This is a genomic window from Pseudomonas sp. TE3895 (genome assembly GCF_056278855.1).
Map to the genome: position 1 here is coordinate 5,538,395 of NZ_JBWBQE010000001.1, position 26,587 is coordinate 5,564,981.

Genomic DNA, 26,587 nt, shown 5'->3' on the forward strand with positions numbered 1-26,587 from the left:
CATCCCGGCGCGGCGCCTGGGCGTCGAAGCCCAGTTCACCCGCCGCAATGCGCTGGGCACGGGCAATCACATGCTTCAACGGGCCGACCACAGCCCGGGTAATCAGCCAGGCCGCCAACACGCCGACAAGCAACGCCAGCGCCGTGGCCAGGCCGATGGCGATGGCATTGCGCTGCAGCTCGCCTTGCAGGGCCTGCTCCTGCCCAAGATAGGCTTGGTCGACACGACCGGTAACCCGCTCGGCGCTGGCTTGCAACTGCGCCTTTAGCCCCTGCTCGCGGGCCAGCTGGTCGGTGTATTCGTTGAGTTTTTCCGAAAAACTGCCAATGTGCCCCGCCACTTCGCCCAACACACTCTGGTAACCGGCATCGCCAACCGCGCCTTGCAACTGGCTGACCAGGCCAGCGGCCTCCACCGTCTGGGCAATACGCTCCTGGCTCACACCCTCCTCGCCCTTGCGGCTTTTTTCCAGGCGTACCCGTGCTTCGTCCATGGCCTGCAGCATCAGCCGCGACACCTGGGCCACCTGCGCGGCTTGCTCAAGAAACTCGCCACCCTGCTGGCCCTGGGACTGCTTGAGGGTGTACACGCCGTCATCGGCCAGGCCGGCCTGCAGCACATCAAGGTTGTTGGACACGTTGGATACCGACCAGCTGGCCATGTCCAGCGCCAGCTCCTTGGCTTGCACGGCCTCGACAAAGGCTTCGAATGCCTGGCCATAGGCGGCAAGATCGGTTTGCGCCGCCGCCAGCGCCGGCAGGCCTCGGGCGCGTTCGACCAAACCCTGCAGGCCGCCACGCAAGGCGTCGGCCTGCTGCATGTCGGAGCGCAGGGCAAACGCCTGCTCATGCTCGCGCAAGCGCAGCAAGTCGGTATTGAACTGGGCCAGCTGACGCAAGCTGTCGAAGCGCTGGCCAACGCTTTGCAACGCCACGACGCCGATAGCCGCCACCGCCAGCGTCAGCAGCAGCACCAAGGCAAAGCCAAGGCCAAGTTTGCGGGCCATGCCCAGGTTGGCCAGCACACCGTGCTTGCTCGTGCCCATCGCCGATCCCCTTTCAGCCAGTGAGGTTATCCCGAAGGCTAAGGGTGGCAACGTTATCTGCCAATGAACAAGGGGCTGGCGTCAGAATAGTGTCAAATAGCTATGTCTTGTCGTTTTTGGCTGCAAAAGGGTCGCTTTCAGTGCCAGCTGTAAAAGATATCACTAGGCCATCAATGATAGCCCGTCCCTCAACCTGCGACGGCACCTGCCCATATTAAATCGACGCAAGTAAAACATTCATTTATTCCAATCCACACTTTATCGAACACTATTGACGCCATTAAATTTGCGCCAAAAGTGGGGTATTGAAATTTTTTTAAACACCCCTGCACACAATAAAAACGTCGCTATCGTGATCGGTAACTGGCCCGTTCTCCGGACCTGCAGTGCACCCTGGAGTTTGCAATGAAAACAGCCATGTTTACTGCTGTGGTCACCCCGTTGCTGCTGTTTACTGTGCCAACCGTTGGCTATGCCGAAACTTCCACCGCACCATTGTTCACCCTCGGCTTACAAGGGAGCTACACCCAACTGGAACTCAACGGCCGTAATAATGAAACCGAAGATATGCCCGAAGGTGGCTTATTCATCAACTACGGCAACAAGATGACGGCCACGCAAGGCCTTGTCTACCAGGCCGAGGCCAGTGGCATGTACTCGAAACAGCATGACCAGAAGCTCAAGGACGGCCAGGCCGACCTGGACCTGGGCTGGCGCTTGGCACTGGCCGAACGGCATTCAGTCGACCTGCTGCTGGGCGCCGGCTACAAGTGGAACCGGTTGGAACCCAATACCAGTCGCCATGATGTCGACCTTACCAACCGCACGCCGTTCGCCAAACTGGCGGCGGGGTACAATTACCGCTTCAATAATGCCACCTTGCGTTTCGAAGCGGGCATACGCCAAGTTATCAATGGCGATTCGCAATTGAAAATACATGGCATCAGCAACGAAGAGCTTGATTTGAAAGATACCACCAACCCCTTTGCCGAACTTAGTGTGCTGTTCAACCAACACGGTACTGTGCCGGTATACGCTTCGCTTTACTTCAGCCGCTACAACTATGAATTGGACGGGCAGTTCCGGATGACTGACTCGGACGAACAAACCCGTGACGAGTACGGCCTGAAAATAGGCGTCAGCTTTTAGCCGGGTGGCCGGCTGGCTGCCCGGGTTGCTCAGAACGGCCTGGGCACGCCCATCCTGTCCATGCGCGACATGGTAGGCTTTGGCCTGGTGATCGCATTTGTCAGGGGCAGGCTTGCCCACGAAGCAACCCGCAAGGTATCCACTCAGATCGCCGTAGCCCCACCATCCACCGTCAGGCAATGCCCGGTGGTAAACGCCGCGCCGTCACTGCACAGGTACAGTACAGCGCTGGCGATTTCCTCGACCTTGCCAATGCGCCCCACCGGGTGCATGGCTGCGGCGAACTCGGCCTTGCGCGGGTCGGCCTGGTAGGCGCGGCGGAACATGTCGGTGTCGATCACGGCCGGGCACACGGCGTTCACGCGGATGCCCTTCTTGGCGTACTCGATGGCCGCCGACTTGGTCAGGCCGATGACCGCATGCTTGCTGGCGCTGTAGATGCTCATCTTTGGCGCCGCCCCAAGCCCCGCCACCGACGCGGTATTGACGATGGCCCCACCGCCCTGGACCAGCAACAAGGGCAACTGATACTTCATGCACAACCACACGCCCTTCACGTTCACGCCCATGATGGCATCGAACTCCGCTTCACTGCCTTCGGCCAGGCGGTGTTGCTCAATCTCGATCCCCGCGTTGTTGAAGGCGTAGTCCAGCCGGCCGTAGGCGGCCATCAGGCGCTCATGCAACTGGCGCACCTCGGCGTCGCGGGTCACGTCGCAGGCAATGAACAGCGCTTCGCCGCCTGCCGCGTGGATCTGCGCCACGGTGGCCTCGCCGCCGACCGGGTCGAGGTCGGCCACCACCACTTTCATGCCCTCGTGGGCGAACGCCAGGGCGGTTGCCCGGCCGATACCGGCACCCGCGCCGGTCACCAGGGCTACCTGGCCAGAAAAGGTCATGCTCATCGCGTGCTCCTGTGAGGGGTTGGGTGGGGTTCAGAGCATAGTCAGCCACCGCTCGGCCGGGCAGCATCATCACAGCAACGGTTGGGCTACCATGCTTGTCAGTGATTTTAAGGAACCGCCTTCATCAACAAGGTAGATTGAACGCCTTACGCCCTCCACTGCCCACAAGGACCCGCCATGACCCAGACCAACCGCCGCTTCCTGCTTGCCAAACGCCCGGTCGGCGCCGTGCGCCGTGACGACTTCAGCTTCGAGACCGTACCCGCCGAGCAACCCGGCGAAGGCCAGGTACTGGTGCGCAACCTGTACCTGTCGCTGGACCCGGCCATGCGTGGCTGGATGAACGAAGGCAAGTCCTACATCCCGCCCGTGGCCCTGGGCCAGGTAATGCGTGCGCTGGGTGTAGGTGAAGTGGTTGCCTCCAATCACCCCGGCTACCAGCCCGGCGACCACGTGAGCGGCGCCCTCGGTGTGCAGGACTACTTCACCGGCGAGCCCCAGGGCCTGCACAAGATCGACCCCAAGCTGGCCCCCCTGCCCCGTTACCTGTCAGCCTTGGGCATGACCGGCATGACCGCCTACTTCGCCCTGCTGGAGGTTGGCCAACCCAAAGCTGGCGATACCGTGGTCATTTCCGGCGCGGCCGGTGCGGTGGGCAGCATTGTCGGGCAGATTGCCAAGATCAAAGGCTGCCGCGTGGTCGGCATTGCCGGCGGTGCCGAAAAGTGCCAGTACCTGAAGGACGAGCTGGGCTTTGACGGCGTGATCGACTACAAGGCCGAAGACGTGCTGGCCGGCCTGAAGCGCGAATGCCCCAAAGGCGTGGACGTGTACTTCGACAACGTGGGCGGCGACATCCTCGATGCCGTGCTGACGCGCATCAACTTCAAGGCACGCATCGTGATTTGCGGCGCGATCAGCCAGTACAACAACAAAGAAGCGGTAAAAGGCCCGGCCAACTACCTGTCGCTGCTGGTCAACCGCGCGCGCATGGAAGGCTTTGTGGTGATGGATTACAGCAAAGACTACGGCAAGGCCGCGCTGGAGATTGCCGGCTGGCTGGCCAGTGGTCAGGTGAAGAGCAAAGAGGATGTGGTGGAAGGGCTGGAAACCTTCCCGGAGACCTTGTTGAAGCTGTTCAGCGGGGAGAATTTTGGCAAGTTGGTGTTGAAGGTTTAAACGCCACCGATGGCCCGACATAGCCCGCCGTAGGAGCGGGTTCACCCGCGAAAGGGCCGGGCCTGCGGGCCAATTTCCACCGGCCGTTCACCGTTGCCGCCGCCTCCGTATTCGCGGGTAAACCCGCTCCTACACGGATCGGGGGTGCAGCCACATCAATGGTTCGACAAAGGCATCGGTGGCCCGAAAGGGCCAGGCCTGCCGGCCAATTTCCACCCGCCGTCCACCGTTGCCGCCGACACCGTATTCGCGGGGACACACATTGGTGGCCCGGCACAGGCCGTCGTAGGAGCGGGTTCACCCGCGAAAGGGCCAGGCCTGCCGACCAATTTCCACCCGCCGTCCACCGTTGCCGCCGCCAACGTATTCGCGGGTAAACCCGCTCCTACACGGATCGGGGGCGCAGCCACATCAATGGTTCGACACAGGCATCGGGGGCCCGAAAGGGCCAGGCCTGCCGGCCAATTTCCACCCGCCGTCCACCGTTGCCGCCGCCACCGTATTCGCGGGGGACACACAGCGGTGGCTCGGCATAGGCCGTTGTTGGACAGCCGTAGGTTAATTACCCACGAATCTCCGCCACCACCGCTGCCAACGCTTGCGCAGGGTCTGCAGCCTGGCTGATCGGCCGGCCGATCACCAGGTAGTCCGAACCGGCATCCAGTGCCTGACGCGGGGTGAGGATGCGGCGCTGGTCATCCTGCGCGCTGCCCGCCGGGCGAATGCCCGGTGTCACCAGTTGCAACGATGGGTGCGCCGCCTTCAATGCCGGGGCCTCAAGCGCCGAGCACACCAAACCGTCCATACCCGCTTTTTCCGCCAACGCCGCCAAACGCAGCACTTGCTCTTGGGGGTCGATATCCAGGCCAATGCCGGCCAGGTCTTCACGCTCCATGCTGGTCAGCACGGTCACGCCAATCAGCAACGGCTGCGGGCCGCTGCGCTTGGCCAGCTCTTCACGGCAGGCCACCATCATGCGCAGGCCACCGGAGCAATGTACGTTGACCATCCACACGCCCATCTCGGCGGCGGCCTTTACCGCCATGGCGGTGGTGTTGGGAATGTCGTGGAACTTGAGGTCCAGGAACACTTCGAAGCCCTTGTCACACAGGGTTTCGACAATGCCCGAAGCGCTGCTGGTGAACAGCTCCTTGCCAACCTTCACCCGGCACAGCGCAGGGTCAAGCTGGTCAGCCAGCTTCAGGGCGGCCTCACGGGTAGGGAAATCCAGGGCGACGATCAGGGGCGTCTGGCAGGCGGACATGGGCAGGGTCTCTTGGCAAGTCGAAAACGGCGCGCATTGTAAACGAAGTGACGCAGGCTTTGGGGCCCGCAGGTCACGGAATTGGCCCTGCACGGCCTGGCACCTATAATTGAACCAACGGAACGGGCAATTGCTCAAAACTTATGTAACCGTTGCCCATGGCCCGATCTAAGGAGAACGACAATGCCCTGGTATGCCTGGCTGATACTCATCATAGCCCTCGGCTCGATTGTCGGCGGGTTGATGATGCTACGCGACACGGCCAAAAAACTGCCGCTGACCGAAGAGCAACTGCGCAAGGTACATGAGCGCAATGCCGAGGCGGATGCCAAGGACGCTCAAGACCGCTAAAACGCCCAGCCCTTCAGGCGCTGCGCCTGCGGGAGCGCGCCATTCCCGGCACACAAAGGCCGGGCCAGGGCATCACCCCGGCCCCTGCCCGCTTACTCCACCATCACCTTGTCCCGGTTGCGCTCCAGCAACGCATTGCCTATGCCCTTTATTTCCAGCAACTCATCCACTGAAGCAAACGGCCCATTGGCCTCGCGGTAGGCCACGATAGCCTCCGCCTTGGCCTTGCCAATGCCGTTCAGCTCCTTTTGCAGGGTGAGTGCATCTGCCGTGTTCAAGTCCAGCCTCGGCGCCTGCTGTGCCTGGGCCTGGGCCACCACCGGCACCGGTTCGGCCACTGCCATGGTGCTGGCCGGGGCGGCGCTAAGGGAGAACGACAAACTGGTGAACAGCGGCAGCAGCAGGTACGACAGAACGTTATTGCGCATGGTCAACACTCCTTGGGTTGGTCATTTTCCAGCAACCGTTTTCCTTCGGCTGCGCAACCAACCCTAGCGGGTAACCCGGTCGCAACACACCCAACCACCCCGGCGAATGGTTACCGAATCGGTCAGCAAAACGCTCAACTTCGCCCACCCACCAACAGTGGCCGTTTCCTCCTCGCTCGGCCCCGGCCCTTGATGCACAAGACTCCGGCCCTGTGCCTGTAGCCAAATCCCGGTTGGTTCGACACCCACTGCCCACCAATGCCCGGCCATTCTCCTACAATGCCCGCCGAACAAGGCTCACCCCGTAAAGCAGCCGGTCGTGGCAGCTTCAAGCGCATCTGGAACATGGCGACACCAACGCCCCGCTCAACACCCCCGATCGATGTACAGGGCTTCCCCCGCGAATGCGGTGGCGGTTCGCGGGTAAACCCCCGCCGACAACGGTCGGCAATAACGGCGAAGCTACTTGCCTTGGGGTGCACACCCAGCACGTCAGACTTTCCTGAAACCCTGCCCCACCTCTTCAGCTCGACAACCAAGCGAACTATCCTACGCGCCAGTCAGAAGCAGCTGAATTGTCGGGGAAATGCCCCAGGGATAACTTCACCGGGTCGCCATGTTGGTGACCGGGTGTGAGAACCTGATGCGAGTTACCTGGCTTGCCTGTCATGGCAGTCGTACGCGGGCAGACTTCGGTCTGGCCGAGCCTTGTAGCTCCCTCGGTTTCTCACCCCGTGTACGACTGCCGCCCTGGTCCGTGAGAAAGATCTGCGTGGCAGTTCCACTTACCAGGAGCAACTACCATGAAAAACAACAACCAATCCCCCCTCCTCACCGCAGGCATCGAAACCTTCCTCGAAGCCGGCAACCCCACCCTGGACCTGCTCCGCGTCCAACCCGGCATCCCCGTCGATGACGCCTATGAACACGTCTCCGTCCTGCTGGGCTACTGCAAGCACCTGGTACGCGAAGGTGACATGGAAGACGACCACAAGATGCTGGGCGCAGCGGACTACCTGCTGGCCACCGCAAAAGCCCTGATGAACGACATCGAGATTGCGAAAAACAGGCAGCACTGAAGGGAATGACGCGAGACCAGGCGAGGCTATGCCTCGCTTGCAGTCAGAAGAAATGGGCTTCATCAGCCCAGACATGGCGAGGGCAAACCACTGCAGTGGCCAAGCCCCCGCCCTGTGGGAGCGGGCGCGCCCGCGAACACCGGCACCGCCGGTGCCATCCCCCCCAATGCCTACAAGATCACAGCCCCACACCCGCCGCTCAAATCTCACTGCGCGGATAAACACTGATAAACGCCGAAATGGCAATCGCGTCCCCATCATCCACCTTCACCCGCGGGCTCTGCCCCGAGCGCTTGATGTCAGACGCAAACTCAGCGGTCTTGAATGCCTGCTCAAGCTCGTCACCGCCCACCCCGGCATAAACGACCACCTGGGTACCGGTATTGTGCTTCTGCAGGGGCAACTGCTTGATCTGAACCTGCACACCCGCCTTGGTCAGCGCAACGGCAATTTCCTTGGCAAAGCGCACAGCTTCCTTGTCATCTTTGTGGATATTCAGCAACACCACCGGCGCCAGCGTCTTAGCCTTCAGCTCGCCCGCCAATGCCTTGAACGCATCATGCGCCTGCGGCGTCAACGCTCGGGGCTTCAGGCTGGCTTCCAGCTTCAACCGCTCGGCCCTCTCGCGCTCAAGTTCCGCCCTGAGCGCATCGTTCTGCTCCATGAGCTGCTCGATCTCCAGCCTGGCCTGCACGTCCGACTCGTGGACGACAGTAACCACCTGCGCCCCCCGAGAAACGGGCACTTCGGCTTGCTGGTTTTTTACATCCGAGGTCATATGGGCAATGATCATCGCACTGGCGGCGATCAGCGCAGCGATTACCGCAGTGGCAGAGGCTATGGCATGGATAAGGCTGGCTGCGTCTGCTGAAATATCAGGCATAAACAACTTCTTGAAGTTAGGGATGTTCATCGTTTCACGGTCAGGCAGGCGTGCCGGGCAGATGCCACGGTACGGGTACAAGTCGAGCCAAGAAGGCTAGCGAGGCCTGGCAGATTGCCATAATTTTGCGGATTTTGCTGGAAAACACAAAGACACCGCGACCAGAGTTGCATCCCATACTGCGCCCGCTACGCGCCATCCAGTGAATAGCCCAGCGGCCGCGCAAGGAGAATGTCGGATGTAGCCCTCTCGCATTCGCGCAGCGCCCCTTCGGCAGCGAACCTGCCTGGCGGCCCTATCAGCCATCACGCAGTTTAATCAGAAAATCAGCCTTAATAGCCTCAGAAAACTTAAGGCTGGTGTGGGGTGAAAACTATTGCGTGGGGTTACAGACTTGGCCTGAGAAAGCGATACAACCTCTTAGACTGCCGCCTTCCGGCGCGCGCGCCAAAAGAGCACCGTAGAACGCCTCGCTCTGGGTGAACAAATACTCATCCAACAGTTAAATTTTGCACTCAGCAGCGCTCCTTTCGATCTCATCGGTTACCTGTATGAGTGGCCTCACTTAAATATTCACGCCCTGCTTAATCTCATAACAAGGAATCATGAACTAGACAAATAGCCCCTCGGCCTTCCCTATACTGCTTCAGCATGCCCTCAACCGGCCGCAGCCCCCTGCGCGTAGCAGCACAACGCCAGCTATCCCGTAAGGCTGGCAACCTGATGCGATCTGCTGTATCTATGACGCCCTTTCGACCCAGGGAGAAGGCCGTGGAGTGGTACGAGTCGCTTTTTTTGCAAATGTGTAGTCATGTTCTAACCCAGTCCAAGATGGCAAATCGCCGCGGACTCACTGGGGCTTTGACTATGGACACCACATCGACTCGCGATCTGGTAGAGAGTTACGAGCGTAACGTAGCAGTAGCGTTCAGCGCAGCCGAAATGAAAGACCATCTTTCACAAGGTGCAAACTGCGTGGTCCTGATCATTGTGAAAGAGCACCAATTCCAGAATTACTTGACCGATATCAACCGTCAGCAAGAGGTCGTATTGAGTGCCACGCTGCGTACGGATGCCCGATCCACCGAGTATGCCAATTACCATGTCGACATCGCGATTATACGACCCACCTCGTCAGGCCCCATGGACATCGCTCACTAAAACGTGACGTTCGCTATAGCCCCTAACGCCGGGCTGACCGCCGCCTACACTCGCCTTCCGAAAGTGCAGGCGGCGGAAATTGCAGCGCTTACCTGGCGGCGCCCCGAGCATCCTCTGGAAAGTCCAGCTATGATGCCCTCGGCCCTGATCGATGTGCAGAGCGACGGCTCATTCAGCGTGAGTAGTCCCGTCGCCTGCATCATGGGCCTGACCGTTCGTGGCAACACCCAAGCCTTGGCTATTTCAACCTGGCTACACCTGCCTCAACGAGGTAGCGCAGCAAAATTCATGCGGCTAATCATTTTGCCCACCATCCCCTTCTAGACGGTGCCTGCAGTCGGCACCGCATATGAGAGATGTATGTACGCACCTATTCAAACTCGTTGCTTCAAAGCCTATGACATCCGCGGTCAAGTGCCGACCGATCTCAACGACGACATCGCCTACCGCATTGGTCGCGCCCTGGTGGCCCAATTGGGCGGACGCAGTTACGTGGTCGGCCGTGACATGCGCCTTGAAAGCCCGGGCCTGTCGCGTGCCTTGATGCAGGGCCTGACCGAAGGCGGTGCCGATGTAATCGACATCGGCCTGTGCGGCACCGAGGAAGTTTACTTCGCCACCAGCCATTACAAGGCAGATGGTGGCATCATGGTCACCGCCAGCCACAACCCAAAGGGTTACAACGGCATGAAGCTGGTGCGTGAGCAGTCGCGCCCGATCAGCGGCGACACGGGCCTGAACGATATCCGCCAGCGCGTCGAAACAGGCGAACTGGGCACTCAAGCGGCCACGCCGGGTAGCGTACGCGAAGCGTTCGACAAATCTGCCTACATCGAGCACCTGCTGACCTACATCGACCTGGGCGCACTCAAGCCCCTGAAAGTACTGGCCGATCCTGGTAATGGCGCGGTTGGCCCGGTATTGGAGCTGCTCAAGGCCCGCCTGCCGCTGGATATCACCATCATCAACGGCGAGCCAGATGGCAACTTCCCCAACGGCATCCCCAACCCGCTGCTGCCAGAAAACCGTGACCTTACCCGCCAAGCAGTGCTGGAAACCGGTGCAGACATGGGTATCGCCTTCGACGGCGACTTTGACCGCTGCTTCTTCTTCGACAATCAGGGGCGCTTCATCGAAGGCTACTACGTGGTCGGCCTGCTGGCCGAAATGCTTCTGGCCAAGCACCCGGGCAGCAAGATCATCCATGACCCACGCCTGACCTGGAACACCATCGAGCAAGTCAGTGCCGCCGGTGGCCAGGCCATTCAGAGCAAGACCGGCCACGCCTTCATCAAAGAGCGCATGCGCGCCGAAGACGCGGTGTACGGCGGTGAAATGAGCGCCCACCACTACTTCCGCGATTTTGCCTACTGCGACAGCGGCAACATTCCGTGGCTGCTGGTCGCCGCGCTGATGAGCCACACCGGCAAGAGCCTGGCCCAACTGGTAGACGAGCGTATTGCGGCATTCCCGTGCAGTGGCGAGATCAACTACGAAGTGGCCGATGTGAAGGGCACCATCGAGAAGATTCTGGCGTTCTACGTGCCACACAACCCCAGCGTCGACCGCACCGATGGGATCAGCGTCGAGTTTGCCGACTGGCGCTTCAGTCTGCGTGGTTCGAATACCGAACCCCTGCTGCGCCTGAACGTCGAGAGCCGGGGCGACGAAGCGCTGGTCGCTCAGCGCGTCGCCGAAATCGCCCGCCTGATCCGGGAATAACCTGGCCAACGGAATTGCTGGTGCATCTGGGCGTGCGCAAGCACGTGCCATAAACGACTCGGCAATTTGGGGCTGCCTCGCAGCCCCTTGTCTCGCCCCCTTCCCACGCCCAACGGTCTAACCACTGCTTTAGGGGCAGACCGTCTAGTCAGCGGCTGACCATCAAGTACCTGCATTTTCTGTTACACAATGTGAACCCGATCACCTACACAATTACGCCTCCAGCGTAAGCTGCAAAGCACCCAAACTGTGAAAACCTGCTGGCCCACCACTTCTCAAGATGAAATCATTGTGCCATCATCCAGTGAGCTGCCATTCGTCTCGAATATGTCCAATGGATTAGAACTTTTGACGGGATTCGCAGCATCTCGCTTGACGCTTATGCCCCCCGGCGCTTACCCTTCCGCCCCTTAGAACAGGGAAGTTTCCGGAATAACCGTCTGAATTCGCCTCCGGGCGAGCCTTTCCTGAAGATGAATTTCGGCGTGCCCAGGCGCGCTGCATTGCTTTGCGGTAGCCATCTTGAAAGCTCGTTCGTCTTTACAGATCCAGAAATCGGTCATCTTCGCCTTAGTCCTGCGCGAAGCGCGTGCACGCGTAGGTGGCACACGCATGGGTGCCTTGTGGATGCTGCTGGAGCCGCTGGTTCACCTCCTTCTCTTCACACTACTGTTTGCGATGCTGCGCGGCCGCACTGTAGCCGGGGTTGAATATCCGGTATTCATTCTGGTTGGTATGGCGCCTTTCCTGCTTTACCGCAATACCGCATTACGAATGATGGACAGCTTGCGGGAAAACCGCTCGCTCTTTGGCTACAAGCAAATTAAGCCACTAGACACCTATGTCGCTCGCGTCATTGTAGAAACCTGCATCGCAGCCACCGTTTACGCCATTCTGGTGTTTGGCTTTGCATGGTTCGGTTTTGACATGTCTATCCATAGCCCACTGCAGTGGGTCGCTACCCTTCTAATCGGACTACTGTTCGCTTTCGGCTTAGGAATGTTCCTAGCCATGATCACTCACGCTTTACCCAGCCTGAAGATCATAATCCGCATGGCCTTCTTCCCGCTGTATTTCATATCTGGTGTCCTAATTCCAGCATCCTATTTGCCCCAGGCCATGATGCCAGTGCTACTGCTCAACCCGTTCCTGCATATCCTCGAACTGATTCGCGCCGAGGTTCTGCCGCATTACACCCCGGTCGATGGCGTGTCCGAGACCTACGTAATCAGCTTCACCTTGGTATTGCTGTTCCTATCTCTGGGTGCCTATCGCGCCCGCAGGATGCACCTGATTTCCACCAAGAACGGTTAAGTACAGGCCAAACGTGTTCGAGCTCAGAAACGTAACCAAGTCGTACCTCACGCCCAATGGTCGGCGGTATGTCTTCCGCAACCTGTCGCTTGCCATCCCGCCGGGCAAGAACATTGGGCTTATCGGCCGCAACGGCGCCGGCAAGTCCACGCTTATGCGCCTGCTTGGCGGTGCTGACGTGCCCGACTCCGGCACCATCGTTACCGACCGCAGTATTTCCTGGCCGGTTGGTTTGACGGGCGGCTTCCAGGGCAGCATGACAGGGCGCGACAACATAAAGTTTGTCTGCCGCGTTTATGGTGCAACTGGCGACGCCATGCGCGAAAAGATTCGCTACGTCCAGGAATTTGCCGAGATCGGCGACTGGATCGACGAGCCAATCAAGACCTACTCCTCCGGCATGCGTTCACGCGTGGCTTTCGGCCTAAGCATGGCATTCGACTTCGATTACTACCTGATCGACGAAGTGATGTCGGTTGGCGATGCGCAGTTCAAGCGCAAGTGCAACGAGGTTTTCCAGGAAAAACTGCAGAAGTCCAACGTTGTGCTGGTGACCCATACCATGTCCGAAGTCGAAAAACTCTGCGACGTGGTCCTGCTGGTGCGCAATGGCGAAATCCAGGTGTACGACGACGTATCCGAAGGCATCAAGGCCTACAGCAGCTAAATAAACCACATTCCTAATTTTAAGCAGCACCGTTCGACTTCAAGGATGCATCCAATTATGAGCAGTACGGGTAAAAAGAAGGGCTGGCGCCTGGCGATCGCCATGGTGGTTTTGCCAATGATCCTGGCAGGGGTTTACTACGGCCTATTTGCCGCTGACCGCTTTGTCAGCTCCGCCCAAGTGGTGGTACGCCAGGATGGCAACAATCAAGGTGCACAGATGCCAGGCCTTGCTACCTTGCTGACAGGCACCAACCCGGCCTCGCGGGAAGAGACCCTTTACCTGCGCGAATACATCACGTCGATGGACATGATGCTGCTGCTCGAAGACAAAGTGCACTGGATCGAGCAATTCGCAGCTCAGCGCAGCGACGTATTCTTCTGGCTGGACAAGGACGCACCGCGCGAAGACCTGCTGAAGTACTACCAGCGCATGGTTTCGGCCCACTACGACGAAACCACCGGCCTGCTACGTGTTGAGGTTCAGGCATTTACCCCTGAACTGTCCGAGAAAATGCTGCGTGTCATCCTTCAGGCCAGCGAACACTTCGTCAACGAAGTCAGCCACAACATTGCCCGTGAGCAGATGAAGTTTGCTCAAGGCGAGCTGGAAACTGCGCGCGTCAACTACGCCAAGCGCAAGACCCAGCTGCTGAACTTCCAGAATGAGAACAAGGTACTGGACGGTGGCAACACCGCACAAAGCCGCGCCACCATCATTGCCGACCTGGAAGGTCAGTACACCAAGGAACAGGCCGTTCTGACCGAGATGTCATTCAAGCTGCGCGCTGATGCGCCGCAAGTTCGCCAGCAGAAGCAGAAGGTTGAAGCCATCACTCGGCAATTGACCAAAGAGAAACGCTTGCTGGTTTCGTCCCCGCAGGGCTCACAGCTCAACGTAGTCGCTTCGCGCTTCCAGCAGCTGACCCTCGACGCCGGTATCGCTGAAGAAACCTACAAGACCGCTGTTGCTGCACTCGACAATGCGCGGATCGAAGCAAGCAAGAAGATTCGCACGCTGGTTACTGTAGTCAGCCCCAACACTCCACAACTCGCCCTGTACCCTGAGCGCTGGTACAACCTGGCAACTATCTTGCTTGGTCTCCTGATGCTCTACGGCATTACTCGCTTCATTCTGGCTTCGATCGAGGATCATCGTGATTAAATCCCTGGCTGCCTCCAAGTCAATCAATCTGAAGCTGGCAGCTCTCGCGCTGGCAACCATTGGGCTATCCGGCTGCGGTGGCACCCTATCAGGCGCTGGACCCTACAAGGGCACGATTGAGAGCAAAACCGAGGCATATAACCTCGTCGATATCAATGCGAGCACCATTGCTCCATACATGGCAGGTGCACCTCGCCCAGCCCAAGCTAACGTCACCAAGCCTCAGTCACCCGAAGTGCGCTTGGCTTCAGGTGATGTGCTGAACGTATTGATCGCTGACACCGCGCCTGAAGGGTCTGCAGTGTTCGCCCCACTTGCAACCGGCGGCACTCAACTGAAATCGCGTATCGATGCTCAAGGCATGCTGTCATTGCCTTATGTTGGGCGCCAATTTGTAGCGGGCATGACGCTGAATCAGGTTGAGACCATGATTCGCCGTCAATTGAAGGGCATCACAACCGACGTACAGACTCATGTCGAACTCGTCGGCGATCTGTCTGGCTCAGTACTTGTTGCTGGCGCCGTCAAGACCCCAGGCCGCTTCAGCACCTTGCAAGGTCCACTCACTTTGCTCGATGCAGTCAACCAGGCGGGTGGTCCTGTTCTGGAGCCACATCTGGTCAACGTAACCGTACGCAATGGTAGCCAAGTACAACAGTTCAACTATGAAGATGTTCTCGCTGGCAACAACATGGTGCTTCGCCCGAACTCAGAGGTAGTCTTGGACCGTGCACGTCAGCGCTTCGTCGCGATGGGTGCAGTAGCCGAACCGGGTTTGAAAGATCTTCCGAGCCAAAACACAAGCTTGCTAGACGCATTGGGTAGTGTTGGCGGCTTGCGCGAAGCAAATGCCAACCCGGAAGGGGTTTTTGTTTTCCGTATGGGCAATGGAAAACAAGCAAAGCCAACCGTTTTGCGACTGAATATGCGCGACCCAGCAGCCATTTTCTACGCTCGCCAGATTGCAATCAAACCTGACGACACTATTTATGTCACCAATGCTGCGGTTTACGAGTGGCAAAAAATTATCGCACCAGTTGTCCAGACGATGCTGCTCGGCCGCGCCACTGGCGCTTACAATTAATTATCTGATCAAGGATAAGGAAATTAAATGATCCCCGTCATACTTTCCGGAGGCTCTGGATCGAGGCTATGGCCTTTATCCCGAGCTATGCACCCTAAGCAGTTCCTCGCCATCAGCGGTGAGCAGACACTATTTCAGAATACGCTGATGCGCCTGGCGGCTATTCAGAATGGACCTTTGAAGCCGATCATCGTCAGTAACGAGAATCATCGCTTTTTGGTAGCGGAGCAATGCCGCGCTCTTGGAATTGTACCGAACGGCATCCTGCTTGAGCCTATTGGGCGCAACACTGCTCCAGCGATCGCTGCTGCAGTGATTCAATCGATGCGCTCCGGGCAAGACGAGCTGCTCCTGGTTCTGCCAGCAGACCACGCAATCGACGACTTGGAGAGTCTGAGCGCCGCTTTTGCCGTGGGCGCAGAAGCCGCCCGGGACGGTAAAATTGTTACATTCGGCATTGTACCCACCAAACCGGAAACTGGTTACGGCTACATTCGCGTTCCAGAGAAAGGTTGTGGTGCACAGCCAGTAGAATCGTTTGTTGAGAAGCCCGATCTTCCTACTGCGGAAAACTATCTTGCAGACGGTCGCTACTACTGGAACAGCGGTATGTTCCTGTTCAAAGCCTCCACGATGCTTGAAGAGCTTCGTAAATTTGCACCAAAACTTGTTCTGACGGTTGAAGCTGCTATTACACTTTCTACTTCGGATTTGGACTTCACCCGCCTGGACCCCGAAGCCTTTAGCCTAGCAGAAGACATCTCCATAGATTACGCAGTCATGGAGCGCTCCGATCAAGTAATGGTCGTACCTTTGGACGCAGGCTGGAATGATGTAGGTTCTTGGTCCGCGGTGTGGGAAATCTCGGCCAAAGATGCACACGGCAATGCGACTCGTGGCGATGTGCTATTAGAAACGACTTCCAACACCTACGTCCATGCAGAGCACCGCCTGGTATCCGTTCTTGGTCTTGATGACGTTGTAGTAGTGGAAACTGCCGACGCCGTAATGGTCGCATCCAAGGCTAAAGCGCAGGATGTTAAAGTACTGGTAGATCGCATCAAACAAAGCAAACGCACTGAAGCATCGAATCATCGTAAAGTCTATCGCCCTTGGGGGGCTTACGACTCTATCGACAACGGTTCACGCTATCAGGTCAAACGCATCACTGTAGCGCCTGGCCAGAAGCTGTCAGTACAGATGCACCACCATCGTGCCGAGCACTGGATTGTAGTAACAGGCACCGCCAAGGTGACGATCGATGATAAGCAAATTTTGCTGACCGAAAACCAATCGACATATATCCCAGTTGGTGTAGTTCATGCACTGGAAAACCCAGGAAAGATTCCTCTTGAAATGATTGAGGTGCAATCTGGGACCTACCTTGGCGAAGATGACATTGTACGCTTTGAAGACAGATACGGCCGCGCCCCAGTTGCGCCAGCTGAAACCATTTAATTAACTTTTAACACTCGAGTTTGCGAAGATGAAGAACGGTGTATTTGAAATATTGGCCTTGGGCGATCGTTTCTCGGCGGCCTACAGAAGCATTGAAGAAACCATTCGCTATTTTGGTCAACTTACTTTCAGGGAAGAAGGGTCTTTCGAAAAAGCCGACGACGTAATCTCCTTCCTCCGAAACTCTTCCTTCGACATGGTCATCATGCCGAACCCATATGGCAACGAACGTCGCCGCTGGGTTTATACTCATCTGAAAAACTTCGGCTTCCCAGTCCTAGTGTTTGACCGCGGCGCTCTTCCTGGCTCTTGGTTCTTCGACATTGGTTTTAACGCAGATAGCGCGACCTACCATCCTATTCGATGGGACAAACCGCTCACTGACGATGAGACTGCTGCAGTTGAGGCTTACATCGCTGATGCAAAAACCCATGCACCATTGGAAGCTCAAAGCCCAGCTATCGGTGGTGAAGCTCTGAAAAAGGAACTGGGCCTTGAGGGTAAAAAAGTCCTCTTCGTACCATTCCAGCGCCCCTCCGACACCACAATCAAGTTCTTTAGCGGCCCAATCGCAAACTATCAGAACTTTGTCAAGCTGGTAGCAGATACTAAGACTCAACTCCAGCAGCTTTCTAGCGACTGGGTTGTAGTAGCGAAGAAGCACCCTCTTGAACAAACACGTCCAGTCGCAGATGTTATCTTTGTTGATGACGACACCCATGTTCACGATCTGATCGAGATGTCCGAGGCTGTACTTCTTGTGAATAGTGGCGTTGGTGTAATTGCCGCTCTATTTGACAAACCAGTACTCTACGCAGGCGACGCATTTTACGCCCACCCTAACTTCAACCGCCACGTTCAGAAGCCACACGACGTTGTTTACTTGCTGCAGAACGGATTCCAATTCAACAAAGAAACTCGCAACAGGTTCATCCACCATCTCGTTAATTCCGTTTACTCTTTCGGAACATTCGAAACAGAACTTGTTGCACAAAAGGACGGCTCTTACCGAAACATCACTCGAAAAATTCATTTCGACAAAGTAAACTTGCCAGACGAATTTAAAAAAAAAAGAACCTTCTCTTTGTAAGTCCAGTCATCCCAATCCCGATTAATCGGGGGAGCGCTCATCGCACAGATCAAATGATCCGAGCGCTCTTGGACCTTAATGTCCGCGTAAAACTTCTTCTGCTCAATCAAAGCGAAGAAAAAACCTCGTCCGTTGAATTGAAAGAGCGCCTAGAGGCCCACTACAACTCTATCAATCTAACGGTCGAGGTTCGCCGCCACCCGAATTACTCCGAAAAAGGCAAGAAGAAAACCCGCATCCAAAAACTCTTGGCTAAAATCCAAGACCGACTGGATAAGCTTCGCTATGAAGATGCCCTGATCAACAACAAACAAGCGCTTCCAGAAAACTTTGAAAAGCTTGTTAAAGATCAACTCGGCACCGGGAACTACGACCTTGTCTGGTTCAACTACATGAAAATGATGCCAAGCAGCCTACCTAAAGGTCGCACCCGGGTTATCGTTGACATGCACGACATGCAGTCTGCTCGGATTAAAGCAGACGTGCTACCTACTCTGCCAAAACTGAGACGAGCAAAATTCCTAAAGGTATTTACCAATAGCGAAATAAAGTCTCTAAACAAGTGCGACCTGGCAATTTCGATATCGCCTATTGAAACAAAAGCGATTGAGGACATTTATAAACCCAAAGCCAAGGTCGTAACGCTGAAAGCAACCGACGATCCACGATTCGGTTACAGCAGAAATCGCAAGTATGATATTAGTTTCATTGGCTCCAACTCTGCACCGAATGTTGATGGACTAGTATGGTTTATCGAGCAAGTTTTACCGATCATTGCAGCGTCCTTACCAAGGACTCGATTCCTCATCCAGGGCAACGTGACTCGAGGAAAGATTGTTAAAGGTGCCATCGCAAATTCTCCGCATAGGCAAATGATCAAACAACAAGGTTTTGTAGAATCTCTGGCCTCAGTATATGCAGAATCGAAGGTTATGATTTGTCCTATCCGATATGGCACCGGCATGAAAATCAAAGTTGTCGAAGCCATGGCGTACGGAAAAGCAATTGTTGGTACGAGCATTGCTTTTGAAGGTATTGATATCTCTGAAGGCTTAGTCTGTCACGATGATGCTAACGCGTTTGCGGAGAGCGTCATCGATCTGCTCAGGAACGAAGAGTCTCGCCGATCCGCTGAAAAAGCCGCAGCTTTGACATTTGCCAATCAGCACTCGTACAAATCACTGATCGAGAGCATTCGCGACGATGTTTTAGCGGCCGAAGAGGTATCGTGACGAAACCTTATTTCGCAACGTCACACCATGGGCCGATCTTGTCTGGAACGAAAACTTAATCAGCCAATATGTGCATTATCGCCCGAGAAAAAAGGCCGGCAAAATATGTTGATACATTATCATAGCGCATATAATCGAGCCCAAGGCCATTAGCCGACAAGCAAATTAAATCACTTGCGAGCACTGGCGATAGAGTTTTCGCCCTTTCACCACACGCAATCAACTAGTAAAAACACCACGAGAGAACTCAAATTGAAAATCACCCAAAACATTCAATGCTCCAATTCTAGCCCCTTCGTACTTTTCGGCGGTATCAATGTCCTTGAGTCCGAAGACCTCGCTTTGACCGCCTGTGCCGAGTATGTTCGGGTCACCGAGAAGCTGGGCATTCCTTATGTTTTCAAAGCAAGCTTTGACAAAGCAAATCGATCTTCAATTCACTCGTACCGAGGCCCAGGCATGGAAGAAGGCCTTCGAATCTTTGAAAAAGTGAAAGCTGAGTTTGGCGTTCCAGTTATTACTGACGTCCATGAAATCTACCAGGCCGCGCCAGTAGCAGAAGTTGTCGATGTTTTACAACTTCCGGCCTTTCTCGCACGCCAAACTGATCTTGTTGTAGCCTTGGCAAAGACTGGCAAACCAGTAAACATCAAAAAACCTCAGTTCCTGAGCCCATCTCAGATGCAAAATATCGTTCACAAATTTAAGGAAGCTGGTAATGATCAGCTAATTCTCTGTGATCGCGGATCCTGCATGGGCTACGACAACCTAGTTGTAGACATGCTTGGCTTTGGAGTAATGAAGCGCACATGTGAGGATCTACCTATTATCTTTGATGTGACCCATGCACTTCAAAACCGCGACCCATCCGGTGCAGCGTCCGGCGGCCGTCGTGAACAAGTTGTTGATCTGGCTCGAGCAGGCATGGCAGTGGGCCTAGCCGGGCTGTTCCTTGAGGCGCACCCAAATCCAGACCTCGCCAAGTGCGACGGCCCAAGTGCACTGCCACTGGATAAACTGGAGCCATTCTTGGAACAAATCAAATCGCTGGATGATTTGGTGAAGTCGTTCGCACCACTAACCATCGCCTGAGGCCAAGCCAATCGAAGCAAGGATTGTGAACATGGCAAACTCTGAACAACGGATCGCAATCGTGATCCCGGCTCGCTATGGATCTACTCGCCTTCCGGGTAAGCCATTAGCAGAGATCGCTGGCAAACCTATGATACAGCACGTATATGAACGTGCTTTGTTAGTGCCTAATGCACAAATCGTAGTCGTCGCCACTGATGACGAGCGTATTGCACAGGCCGTACGCAGTTTTGGTGGTAACTGTGTAATGACCTCACCTAACCATCCATCTGGCACAGATCGCTTGTCGGAAGTAATGGCCGAGATTGATGCTGATATATATATCAATCTACAAGGTGACGAACCGCTGGTTCGCCCCACGGATATTGAAAAGCTAGCAGAGGGTATGCTAGCGGACAAAAGCGTGAGTATTGGCACACTGTGCCATACAATTGACTCTGCAGAAGCCAGTAATCCGAATACGGTGAAGGTAGTTCTGGCTACCAATGGCAACGCTCTTTACTTTAGCCGTTCGCCCATTCCGTTCCCGCGGGAAAGCGAGGCAGCAACCTATCTCAAACATGTTGGGGTCTACGCCTATCGCCGGAAAGTTCTGGCTGAGTACAAAAGCCTTCCGCAACCTATGATTGAGAGTGCTGAGAAGCTTGAGCAATTACGACTGCTTGCCGCCGGATATTGCATTCGCGCATTCCAGGTTGAAGCCACGGGGCCGGGCGTAGATACCCCGGAATGCCTAGAACAAGTCAGAGCCATTATCAGCGGTAAACCGGCCCCCGCTAAGCCTACATTAGCAGATATTAAATTGGTAATCACCGACGTCGATGGCGTACTTACTGATGGCGGTATTTATTATGACGCCAATGGTGAATGCCTTAAGCGATTCCATGTTCGTGACGGTATGGGCATGCGCTTACTGGAAGAAAATGGCGTACGGGTCGCAGTGCTTTCCGGACGTGACTCCGCCACTTTGCGCAAACGAGTTTCTGACCTTGGCATCAGCCTTTTTCAGTTTGGAGTAAAGGACAAACTCATTGCTTGCGAACAACTCATGGCAGATGCAAATGTAGAAAAAATACATACGGCCTGCATTGGTGATGACAGCATTGATCTTCCGGCTTTTGCAGCGTGTGGTATTTCTTTTGCTGTAGCCGATGCCCCTAGCTATGTTAGCAATGCAGCCACTTTCACACTAAATTCAGCTGGTGGCACTGGCGCATTTCGAGAGGTCGCCGATGCCATTCTCTATGCTCAAGGGAAGGAAGATGTCCTGAGCACATCCACCGGATATTCCCGAGTTATGGCTAAAATGGCGCAATAGGTTTACGAAAGCGTCGATGCTTCCAATATAGCCATTTCGACACATAATGGCGACTCTAGCCCAGCCATTATGTGTCGACACTTTCTACTGATCCCTCTGAGTATACAAAATCATCCCCAACCAAAATTAACTCTTTATAAAATATCAACTACAACCCAATAAAAACAATCTAGCTCGCATCAATGCAACTCATCAACAGAATGTCACGCGACGCCTCCAAAAAACTTAATCCGCACCCAAAGTACTTTTTCATACGCAGATAAATAGAGTTTGGAGATATCATTTTTTCCTAAGGACTCAGTACGCTGGCTTCGCTGGAAAGTTCTGAATATTTATTGAAACGCTCCGACTTTAGGCGTTTGAGCGAAGGATACGGGCAATGACTTTCTTGACGTAGAACCGTTCCTACGCCCCCGCTCTAATCAAGAAGCTTTTGCTGGAAACATCACCTCATCAGGCGAGAAAAGACGAAATACTGGAAGTCTATGAAGTTCATATCTTCTACCTGAAATATCAAATCAACCTGCTGCAAGTCCGCTTGCTCGGGCTTATATCCGAGCAAATATTCGACCCCAACACTCCGCACTGATGCTATTCAACGAACCGGAAAGCGACCTAATTTTGCCAATCGACAATAAGCCTGCGAAACAAGCGATAAAGCCGCTCGTCAACCGACGCAAGGCTTGGCTGTTCAGCGAAACCTCCGAGGTCGCTAACCCCGGCGCGCAGGCATACTGCCTGGTAAAGACCGACGGGTTCAATGGACAAAAGTCCTATACCGAACTGCGCAGCCTACTGGAGTGACTGTCACATGCGTAGTTGATAATAGACTACGAAATATTGCTGCTGTGGAATTACTCGCCGGAGATACCACGGTAAACTGAGCCTCCATCTTGTGATAGTTGGAAATAATGGGGGACCGATCGAAGCATAAGGCCAATGCCCAATACCATGACGCAGCGAACCCAATGCTCAACCCCGCCTCAAATTTAACTAGTTCTAATTATTCTGGTCACTATCAATTTCAAGGCCGAAACCCGACTGACCGCTGAGCTTCAAGCTCACATTGAGCCCCTCCCACGCAGCGGAATTCATACTTTGTCAACGTGGACCTCAACCCTCTACCGAGCGCGATCTCAGTCGCGAGCTGCTCTGTAGATCAAGGCAAATCGCGGCATTAGTGCCAACGCTGGCAAGACCGGGCAGCTTGTGCTTCTGGCATCCACTGCAATGGTTGACACTGAGAAACCTTGCTTAGGATACTGAGCCAAGCTAGAGTCTGGAGCCAAGCGGCAAAGATTTTTGGATTAAGAGCTTAAGGTAGTCATAACCAACAATGAATAACAATATTAATTGCACCCTCCTTGGAGGAAGCAACTCGGTTCTAAGGTTTGGATTAGGCTCTGGACTGGAGAGCATTTGCAAAGTAAAGAGACTTGCACTTGGCGCCACCACATGCATTCAAAATCTTTACGAGACCGTGAGAAATAGGGATGCGATTAAAAACTCTGATTTTGTCGTGACTGAGTCTAACGTCAATGACTCCCACTTTGCTTGTATGCAGCCCTTATCTATAAGCACCCTTGAAAGTGAGATTAACGAGTACTATCGCACGCTCAGCGAACTCAACAGAAACGTTTACGTTATTATACTTCCCGCCAATTTTAGAGCACGTCACATTGAGTCTCAGTCAGTAATGGAGGCAATCAACAATATCCATTACTCAAACTGTCTTGTCTACGGTTACAAGGTTATCGATTTATCGTGGATTGCGCGTGATTTACCAGAGGCCGACATCTACAACCTCATCCCTCACCCAAGGCATTTAAACGAAGGTTATCTTCACATCCTCGGCCAAAATATTGCAAGGCATGCATCGGCGCACCCGTGCTCCTTGACACCAATTAATAATCCGGGCCCAAATTACTCGGTTATCTCGGCACCTGCACTAGACAAAGAATTCTGCATAGAAAAAAAGAACTCAGCTTTCAACGAGCAGATACTACCACTCAACAAATCATATAACCTACCGGAGTGGTCGATCGGAAAGGAGATAGTCGCACTTTCTGCCTGGTGCGACAGCTACTCCCAATTTAGAATCACTACTGATAGCGTCATCACTACGAAGTGCTTCTCCAAACTATATTCAGTTTGGGAGTTCGCCGCTCCAATCAAAATATCCGCGACGACAAAAATAGAAACCGCCTTTGATAATCGTCCTCCCACCGACCTATCGCGCATGAGCAAATATAACGCAGCAGCCAATTGCGTACCATTTGGATTTTCTGGTCTATTAGTTAGAGATGGAACACCAATCCAGCTACCTGCCGCAGAGTACGAAAAAACTCAAATTGATATCTCATCTGAAGTCGCTCCCGATATAAGACCCTACATCAAGGCCTGCCATTCACTAATCGAAAACCGATATCTCTATACGCAAACTCATATCGATGAACTAAAAAACGAGATTGAGACGCTTAAGCTAAAATTAGCGGCAACACAAAGCCCTAACTAAGGCCCTTTGTGCTCACCCTAACAGCCAATTGACACTGATTATAAATAGTGGCAGAGAGTTACGAATTGATCGACACAAGGGCCCTGTAACGTCATGCCAGGGCTCGCATACCCATTCACCCCAGCAAAAACAATCAGACAGGAGGAAAAATTTAGTTCAAACATCGCACCGAGCCGAACTGCGCTTACTAATTCATCAATAGCCCCAGGAAACCGCCTTAATGACAGAAATACTTGTTAGCGGGAACTATGAAGATGACATGGGTAATCGAATATTTTCCCCGCCAGGATTGCATAAGGTTTACGTTGAATTTAAAGGAAAGAACAATACCCTATTCATTGAGAACTCGAGCGGTATAAAGAATACGCTCATATCATTCCCATCAGACTCAGGCTCTTGCACAATTGGAGCCAATGGGAACTATTGCGGAAAAATACGTATTGGCTGGAACTGCACAGTTATAATTGGCTCCGAGGTAACGTGCACGACTGCGTGTGCTATATACACCGCAGAAGCCACCTGCGCCCTCATCGGGGACGACTGCATGATAGCCGCACATGTAATTATCAGAACCGAAGATTCACATGCAATATATGATGTCGAGAGCGGTAGCAGGCTGAACCCCTCAAGAGATGTTATTATAGGACGACATGTTTGGCTAGCCGAGGATTCGGTAATACTATCCGGATCCAGAATTGGATCTGGTTCAGTTATCGGCATGAGGTCAGTAGTAAAGGCAACGATCCCCAACAACTGTACAGCCGTTGGAATACCATGCAAGGTAATCAAGCAGCACACGGCATGGGAAAGGCCAAACATTGCATTTGGCGAACCTTGGATTAGAGATAACGCTAAGAAGCAAAATCTTAACGAAACAACAAGTGCATGGCAGAAAACTAACTACAGCACCAAACATATAAGCATTGGTAAGTACTCATACGCAACCCTCAAAAGCATTCAAACCAACAACCCAAGTTTAATTATTACCGACATCGCCGAGTGATCCCAGGCGCCCTAGATCCCCAATTAACTTGATGAATACGGGCGCCTGACTATTGACTAGTCGAAAATCTCTACCACTCCGACCACTGCACCACTTTCATCCACCACTGCCAGCGCTCGAATTTTATTATCCAGCATGTACGCTTCAGCCTCTGAAAGCTGTGCATCTTCTTTAATGGTATGTGGGTCCGCTGTCATGAACTGCTCAACATTGGCTTGAATGATTTTTTCATCCTCAACCAGAGCACGACGCAAGTCACCATCTGTCACTATCCCAACCAACTTATCTTCATCCATGACCACCGTCATCCCCAAACGGCTTCGTGTCATCACAAGCAAACAGTCATGAAAACTTGTGCTCGGCGAAACGACAGGCGCGGGAGAATGCATGACATCACGCACTCGAGTCAGCAATTTGCGGCCAAGGCTGCCACCGGGATGATAGCGAGCAAAATCCATTGGCTTGAACTGGATAGCTTCGATCAACGCTACCGCCAATGCATCCCCCATGGCCATGGTTGCCAGAGTAGAGGTGGTCGGTGCCAGATTGTTTGGGCAGACCTCACGCTCAACAGAGATGTCGAGCCAGATGTCAGCATGCTTGGCCAAGGTAGACTTCCCATTCCCGGTCATGGCAATGATCTTGTTACCGAACGATCTGAGGCTTGGAATCAGCTTGATCAGCTCTTCGGTTTCGCCGCTGTAGCTGATGAGGATCAGCACATCAATCGGCTTGAGCATGCCCAGGTCGCCGTGGAAGGCTTCGGCTGGGTGGAGGAAGAAACTCGGGGTACCCGTGGACGCGAAAGTGGCAACCATTTTCTGGCCGATGAGCCCTGACTTCCCCATACCACAGACCACGGTGCGGCCTTTGCACCCGAGGATCAATTCAACGGCACTCTGGAACTCGCCGTCCAGGCGATCAGCCAGCTGAGTAACGGCTTGAGCTTGGGCGATAAGGGCTTCTTTGGCGATGCTGAGGTGATTCATTTTCGTCCCTGACGACAGCTGAATATGTGCGAAGGCGCGAATGTTAAGGTTTTTGTAACGCGAAGCAAAGCGCGAAGACCTAACTCTCTGGGCAATCAGACTGGCGGGCGCGTCTCCTAGATACCGGTTACACACGCTGTTTTGCCCTCAGAGCGGCAAATTGATATCAGACCAAAACCCCTCCTCCCCCTACTCGCTCCTAGCAATTCCTTACGCTCAGCGCCCACGACATTGCAACCGTAGGAATTACCCTATGCATTAGGTAGACACGCCTGAGATTACGCCTAGCCCTCGATTTCTGGCCTCATTTTGTCGCTGAGGACCTAGTGATCGGATGTGAAATCCCACATTTTTTCGATGCGATTGGCGCAATGACAGTTGAATAAGGAAGGCCCCGATACCTATCGGCTTCACTCGTAACCTAGCTTTTCACTCCTCGTACAACTGCCGCATTCCCGTGTCGAATTAGATAGGTCCACAGGGTGCTCGACCCAA

Annotated in this window: 23 protein-coding genes and 1 pseudogene; 18 read left to right on the forward strand and 6 right to left on the reverse strand. The window is 54.4% G+C overall.

Features of this window, described 5'->3' with window-relative positions:
- Positions 1–13 precede the first annotated feature (13 nt).
- Positions 14–1,045: pseudogene (locus tag ACZ889_RS25100) on the reverse strand (methyl-accepting chemotaxis protein); the annotation flags it as partial.
- 405 nt (positions 1,046–1,450) lie between these two features.
- On the opposite strand from ACZ889_RS25100, the gene ACZ889_RS25105 reads away from it, so the two are divergent.
- Positions 1,451–2,194, forward strand: coding sequence for a hypothetical protein (locus tag ACZ889_RS25105; RefSeq protein ID WP_103518211.1), 744 nt, complete (start codon positions 1,451–1,453; stop codon positions 2,192–2,194).
- Positions 2,195–2,337: 143 nt separating this feature from the next.
- On the opposite strand, the gene ACZ889_RS25110 is transcribed toward ACZ889_RS25105, so the two are convergent.
- The gene (locus ACZ889_RS25110) at positions 2,338–3,099 is read right to left on the reverse strand and encodes an SDR family oxidoreductase (RefSeq protein WP_476257924.1); all 762 of its coding nucleotides are present in this window, start codon (positions 3,097–3,099) and stop codon (positions 2,338–2,340) included.
- A 177-nt stretch (positions 3,100–3,276) separates the two neighbouring features.
- Between ACZ889_RS25110 and ACZ889_RS25115 the strand changes: the two genes are divergently transcribed.
- A complete protein-coding gene (locus ACZ889_RS25115; protein WP_003252767.1) occupies positions 3,277–4,278 on the forward strand; it encodes an NADP-dependent oxidoreductase in 1,002 nt (333 codons plus the stop codon).
- A gap of 562 nt (positions 4,279–4,840) precedes the next feature.
- Here ACZ889_RS25115 and pyrF read toward each other — a convergent pair.
- Positions 4,841–5,542, reverse strand: coding sequence for an orotidine-5'-phosphate decarboxylase (gene pyrF / locus ACZ889_RS25120; RefSeq protein ID WP_143495272.1), 702 nt, complete (start codon positions 5,540–5,542; stop codon positions 4,841–4,843).
- 183 nt (positions 5,543–5,725) lie between these two features.
- On the opposite strand from pyrF, the gene ACZ889_RS25125 reads away from it, so the two are divergent.
- A complete protein-coding gene (locus ACZ889_RS25125; protein WP_003252762.1) occupies positions 5,726–5,893 on the forward strand; it encodes a DUF2897 family protein in 168 nt (55 codons plus the stop codon).
- Positions 5,894–5,985: 92 nt separating this feature from the next.
- On the opposite strand, the gene ACZ889_RS25130 is transcribed toward ACZ889_RS25125, so the two are convergent.
- Positions 5,986–6,321 carry a ComEA family DNA-binding protein gene (locus ACZ889_RS25130; RefSeq protein ID WP_003252760.1) on the reverse strand — a complete coding sequence of 112 codons (336 nt, stop codon included), beginning with the start codon at positions 6,319–6,321 and terminating at the stop codon, positions 5,986–5,988.
- Between the two features lie 803 nt (positions 6,322–7,124).
- On the opposite strand from ACZ889_RS25130, the gene ACZ889_RS25135 reads away from it, so the two are divergent.
- Positions 7,125–7,400, forward strand: coding sequence for a DUF3077 domain-containing protein (locus ACZ889_RS25135; RefSeq protein WP_003252758.1), 276 nt, complete (start codon positions 7,125–7,127; stop codon positions 7,398–7,400).
- Between the two features lie 199 nt (positions 7,401–7,599).
- Here the strand turns inward: ACZ889_RS25135 and ACZ889_RS25140 are convergent, their stop codons facing one another.
- Entirely contained in the window at positions 7,600–8,283 is a 684-nt protein-coding gene (locus tag ACZ889_RS25140; RefSeq protein WP_257645151.1) for a hypothetical protein, read from the reverse strand.
- 771 nt (positions 8,284–9,054) lie between these two features.
- On the opposite strand from ACZ889_RS25140, the gene ACZ889_RS25145 reads away from it, so the two are divergent.
- The 14 genes from ACZ889_RS25145 to ACZ889_RS25210 all read left to right on the forward strand — a co-directional run bounded on the left by ACZ889_RS25145 (position 9,055) and on the right by ACZ889_RS25210 (position 25,103).
- Positions 9,055–9,444 (forward strand): hypothetical protein, encoded by a 390-nt coding sequence (locus ACZ889_RS25145; RefSeq protein ID WP_476238926.1) that lies wholly within the window; start codon positions 9,055–9,057, stop codon positions 9,442–9,444.
- Between the two features lie 360 nt (positions 9,445–9,804).
- Positions 9,805–11,166, forward strand: coding sequence for a phosphohexomutase domain-containing protein (locus ACZ889_RS25150; RefSeq protein WP_180689442.1), 1,362 nt, complete (start codon positions 9,805–9,807; stop codon positions 11,164–11,166).
- A 522-nt stretch (positions 11,167–11,688) separates the two neighbouring features.
- Entirely contained in the window at positions 11,689–12,480 is a 792-nt protein-coding gene (locus tag ACZ889_RS25155; protein WP_409320472.1) for an ABC transporter permease, read from the forward strand.
- Between the two features lie 13 nt (positions 12,481–12,493).
- Positions 12,494–13,147, forward strand: a complete 654-nt coding sequence (locus tag ACZ889_RS25160; RefSeq protein WP_134697994.1) for an ABC transporter ATP-binding protein — start codon at positions 12,494–12,496, stop codon at positions 13,145–13,147.
- A 57-nt stretch (positions 13,148–13,204) separates the two neighbouring features.
- The gene (locus tag ACZ889_RS25165; RefSeq protein ID WP_221100876.1) at positions 13,205–14,311 is read left to right on the forward strand and encodes a KpsE/RkpR family capsule polysaccharide export protein; all 1,107 of its coding nucleotides are present in this window, start codon (positions 13,205–13,207) and stop codon (positions 14,309–14,311) included.
- Entirely contained in the window at positions 14,304–15,395 is a 1,092-nt protein-coding gene (locus ACZ889_RS25170; protein ID WP_221100875.1) for a polysaccharide biosynthesis/export family protein, read from the forward strand. Before ACZ889_RS25165 ends, ACZ889_RS25170 begins: the two co-directional genes overlap by 8 nt.
- Before the next feature lie 27 nt (positions 15,396–15,422).
- The gene (locus tag ACZ889_RS25175) at positions 15,423–16,853 is read left to right on the forward strand and encodes a mannose-1-phosphate guanylyltransferase/mannose-6-phosphate isomerase (protein ID WP_476238925.1); all 1,431 of its coding nucleotides are present in this window, start codon (positions 15,423–15,425) and stop codon (positions 16,851–16,853) included.
- Positions 16,854–16,881: 28 nt separating this feature from the next.
- Positions 16,882–17,943: a CDP-glycerol glycerophosphotransferase family protein gene (locus ACZ889_RS25180; RefSeq protein WP_221100873.1), complete on the forward strand. Its 1,062-nt coding sequence runs from the start codon at positions 16,882–16,884 to the stop codon at positions 17,941–17,943.
- 68 nt (positions 17,944–18,011) lie between these two features.
- Complete coding sequence (locus ACZ889_RS25185; RefSeq protein WP_221100872.1) at positions 18,012–19,175, forward strand: glycosyltransferase; 1,164 nt, start codon at positions 18,012–18,014, stop codon at positions 19,173–19,175.
- A gap of 252 nt (positions 19,176–19,427) precedes the next feature.
- Positions 19,428–20,267, forward strand: a complete 840-nt coding sequence (gene kdsA / locus ACZ889_RS25190) for a 3-deoxy-8-phosphooctulonate synthase (protein ID WP_134697988.1) — start codon at positions 19,428–19,430, stop codon at positions 20,265–20,267.
- Between the two features lie 31 nt (positions 20,268–20,298).
- On the forward strand, positions 20,299–21,585 hold the full coding sequence (gene kdsB, locus ACZ889_RS25195; RefSeq protein ID WP_134697987.1) for a 3-deoxy-manno-octulosonate cytidylyltransferase: 1,287 nt from the start codon (positions 20,299–20,301) through the stop codon (positions 21,583–21,585).
- 588 nt (positions 21,586–22,173) lie between these two features.
- Positions 22,174–22,389, forward strand: coding sequence for a hypothetical protein (locus ACZ889_RS25200; RefSeq protein WP_476238924.1), 216 nt, complete (start codon positions 22,174–22,176; stop codon positions 22,387–22,389).
- Between the two features lie 532 nt (positions 22,390–22,921).
- Positions 22,922–24,100, forward strand: coding sequence for a hypothetical protein (locus tag ACZ889_RS25205; protein WP_134697985.1), 1,179 nt, complete (start codon positions 22,922–22,924; stop codon positions 24,098–24,100).
- Positions 24,101–24,320: 220 nt separating this feature from the next.
- On the forward strand, positions 24,321–25,103 hold the full coding sequence (locus tag ACZ889_RS25210) for an acyltransferase (protein ID WP_134697984.1): 783 nt from the start codon (positions 24,321–24,323) through the stop codon (positions 25,101–25,103).
- A 56-nt stretch (positions 25,104–25,159) separates the two neighbouring features.
- Here the strand turns inward: ACZ889_RS25210 and ACZ889_RS25215 are convergent, their stop codons facing one another.
- Entirely contained in the window at positions 25,160–26,092 is a 933-nt protein-coding gene (locus ACZ889_RS25215) for a KpsF/GutQ family sugar-phosphate isomerase (protein WP_134697983.1), read from the reverse strand.
- Between the last annotated feature and the right edge of the window lie 495 nt (positions 26,093–26,587).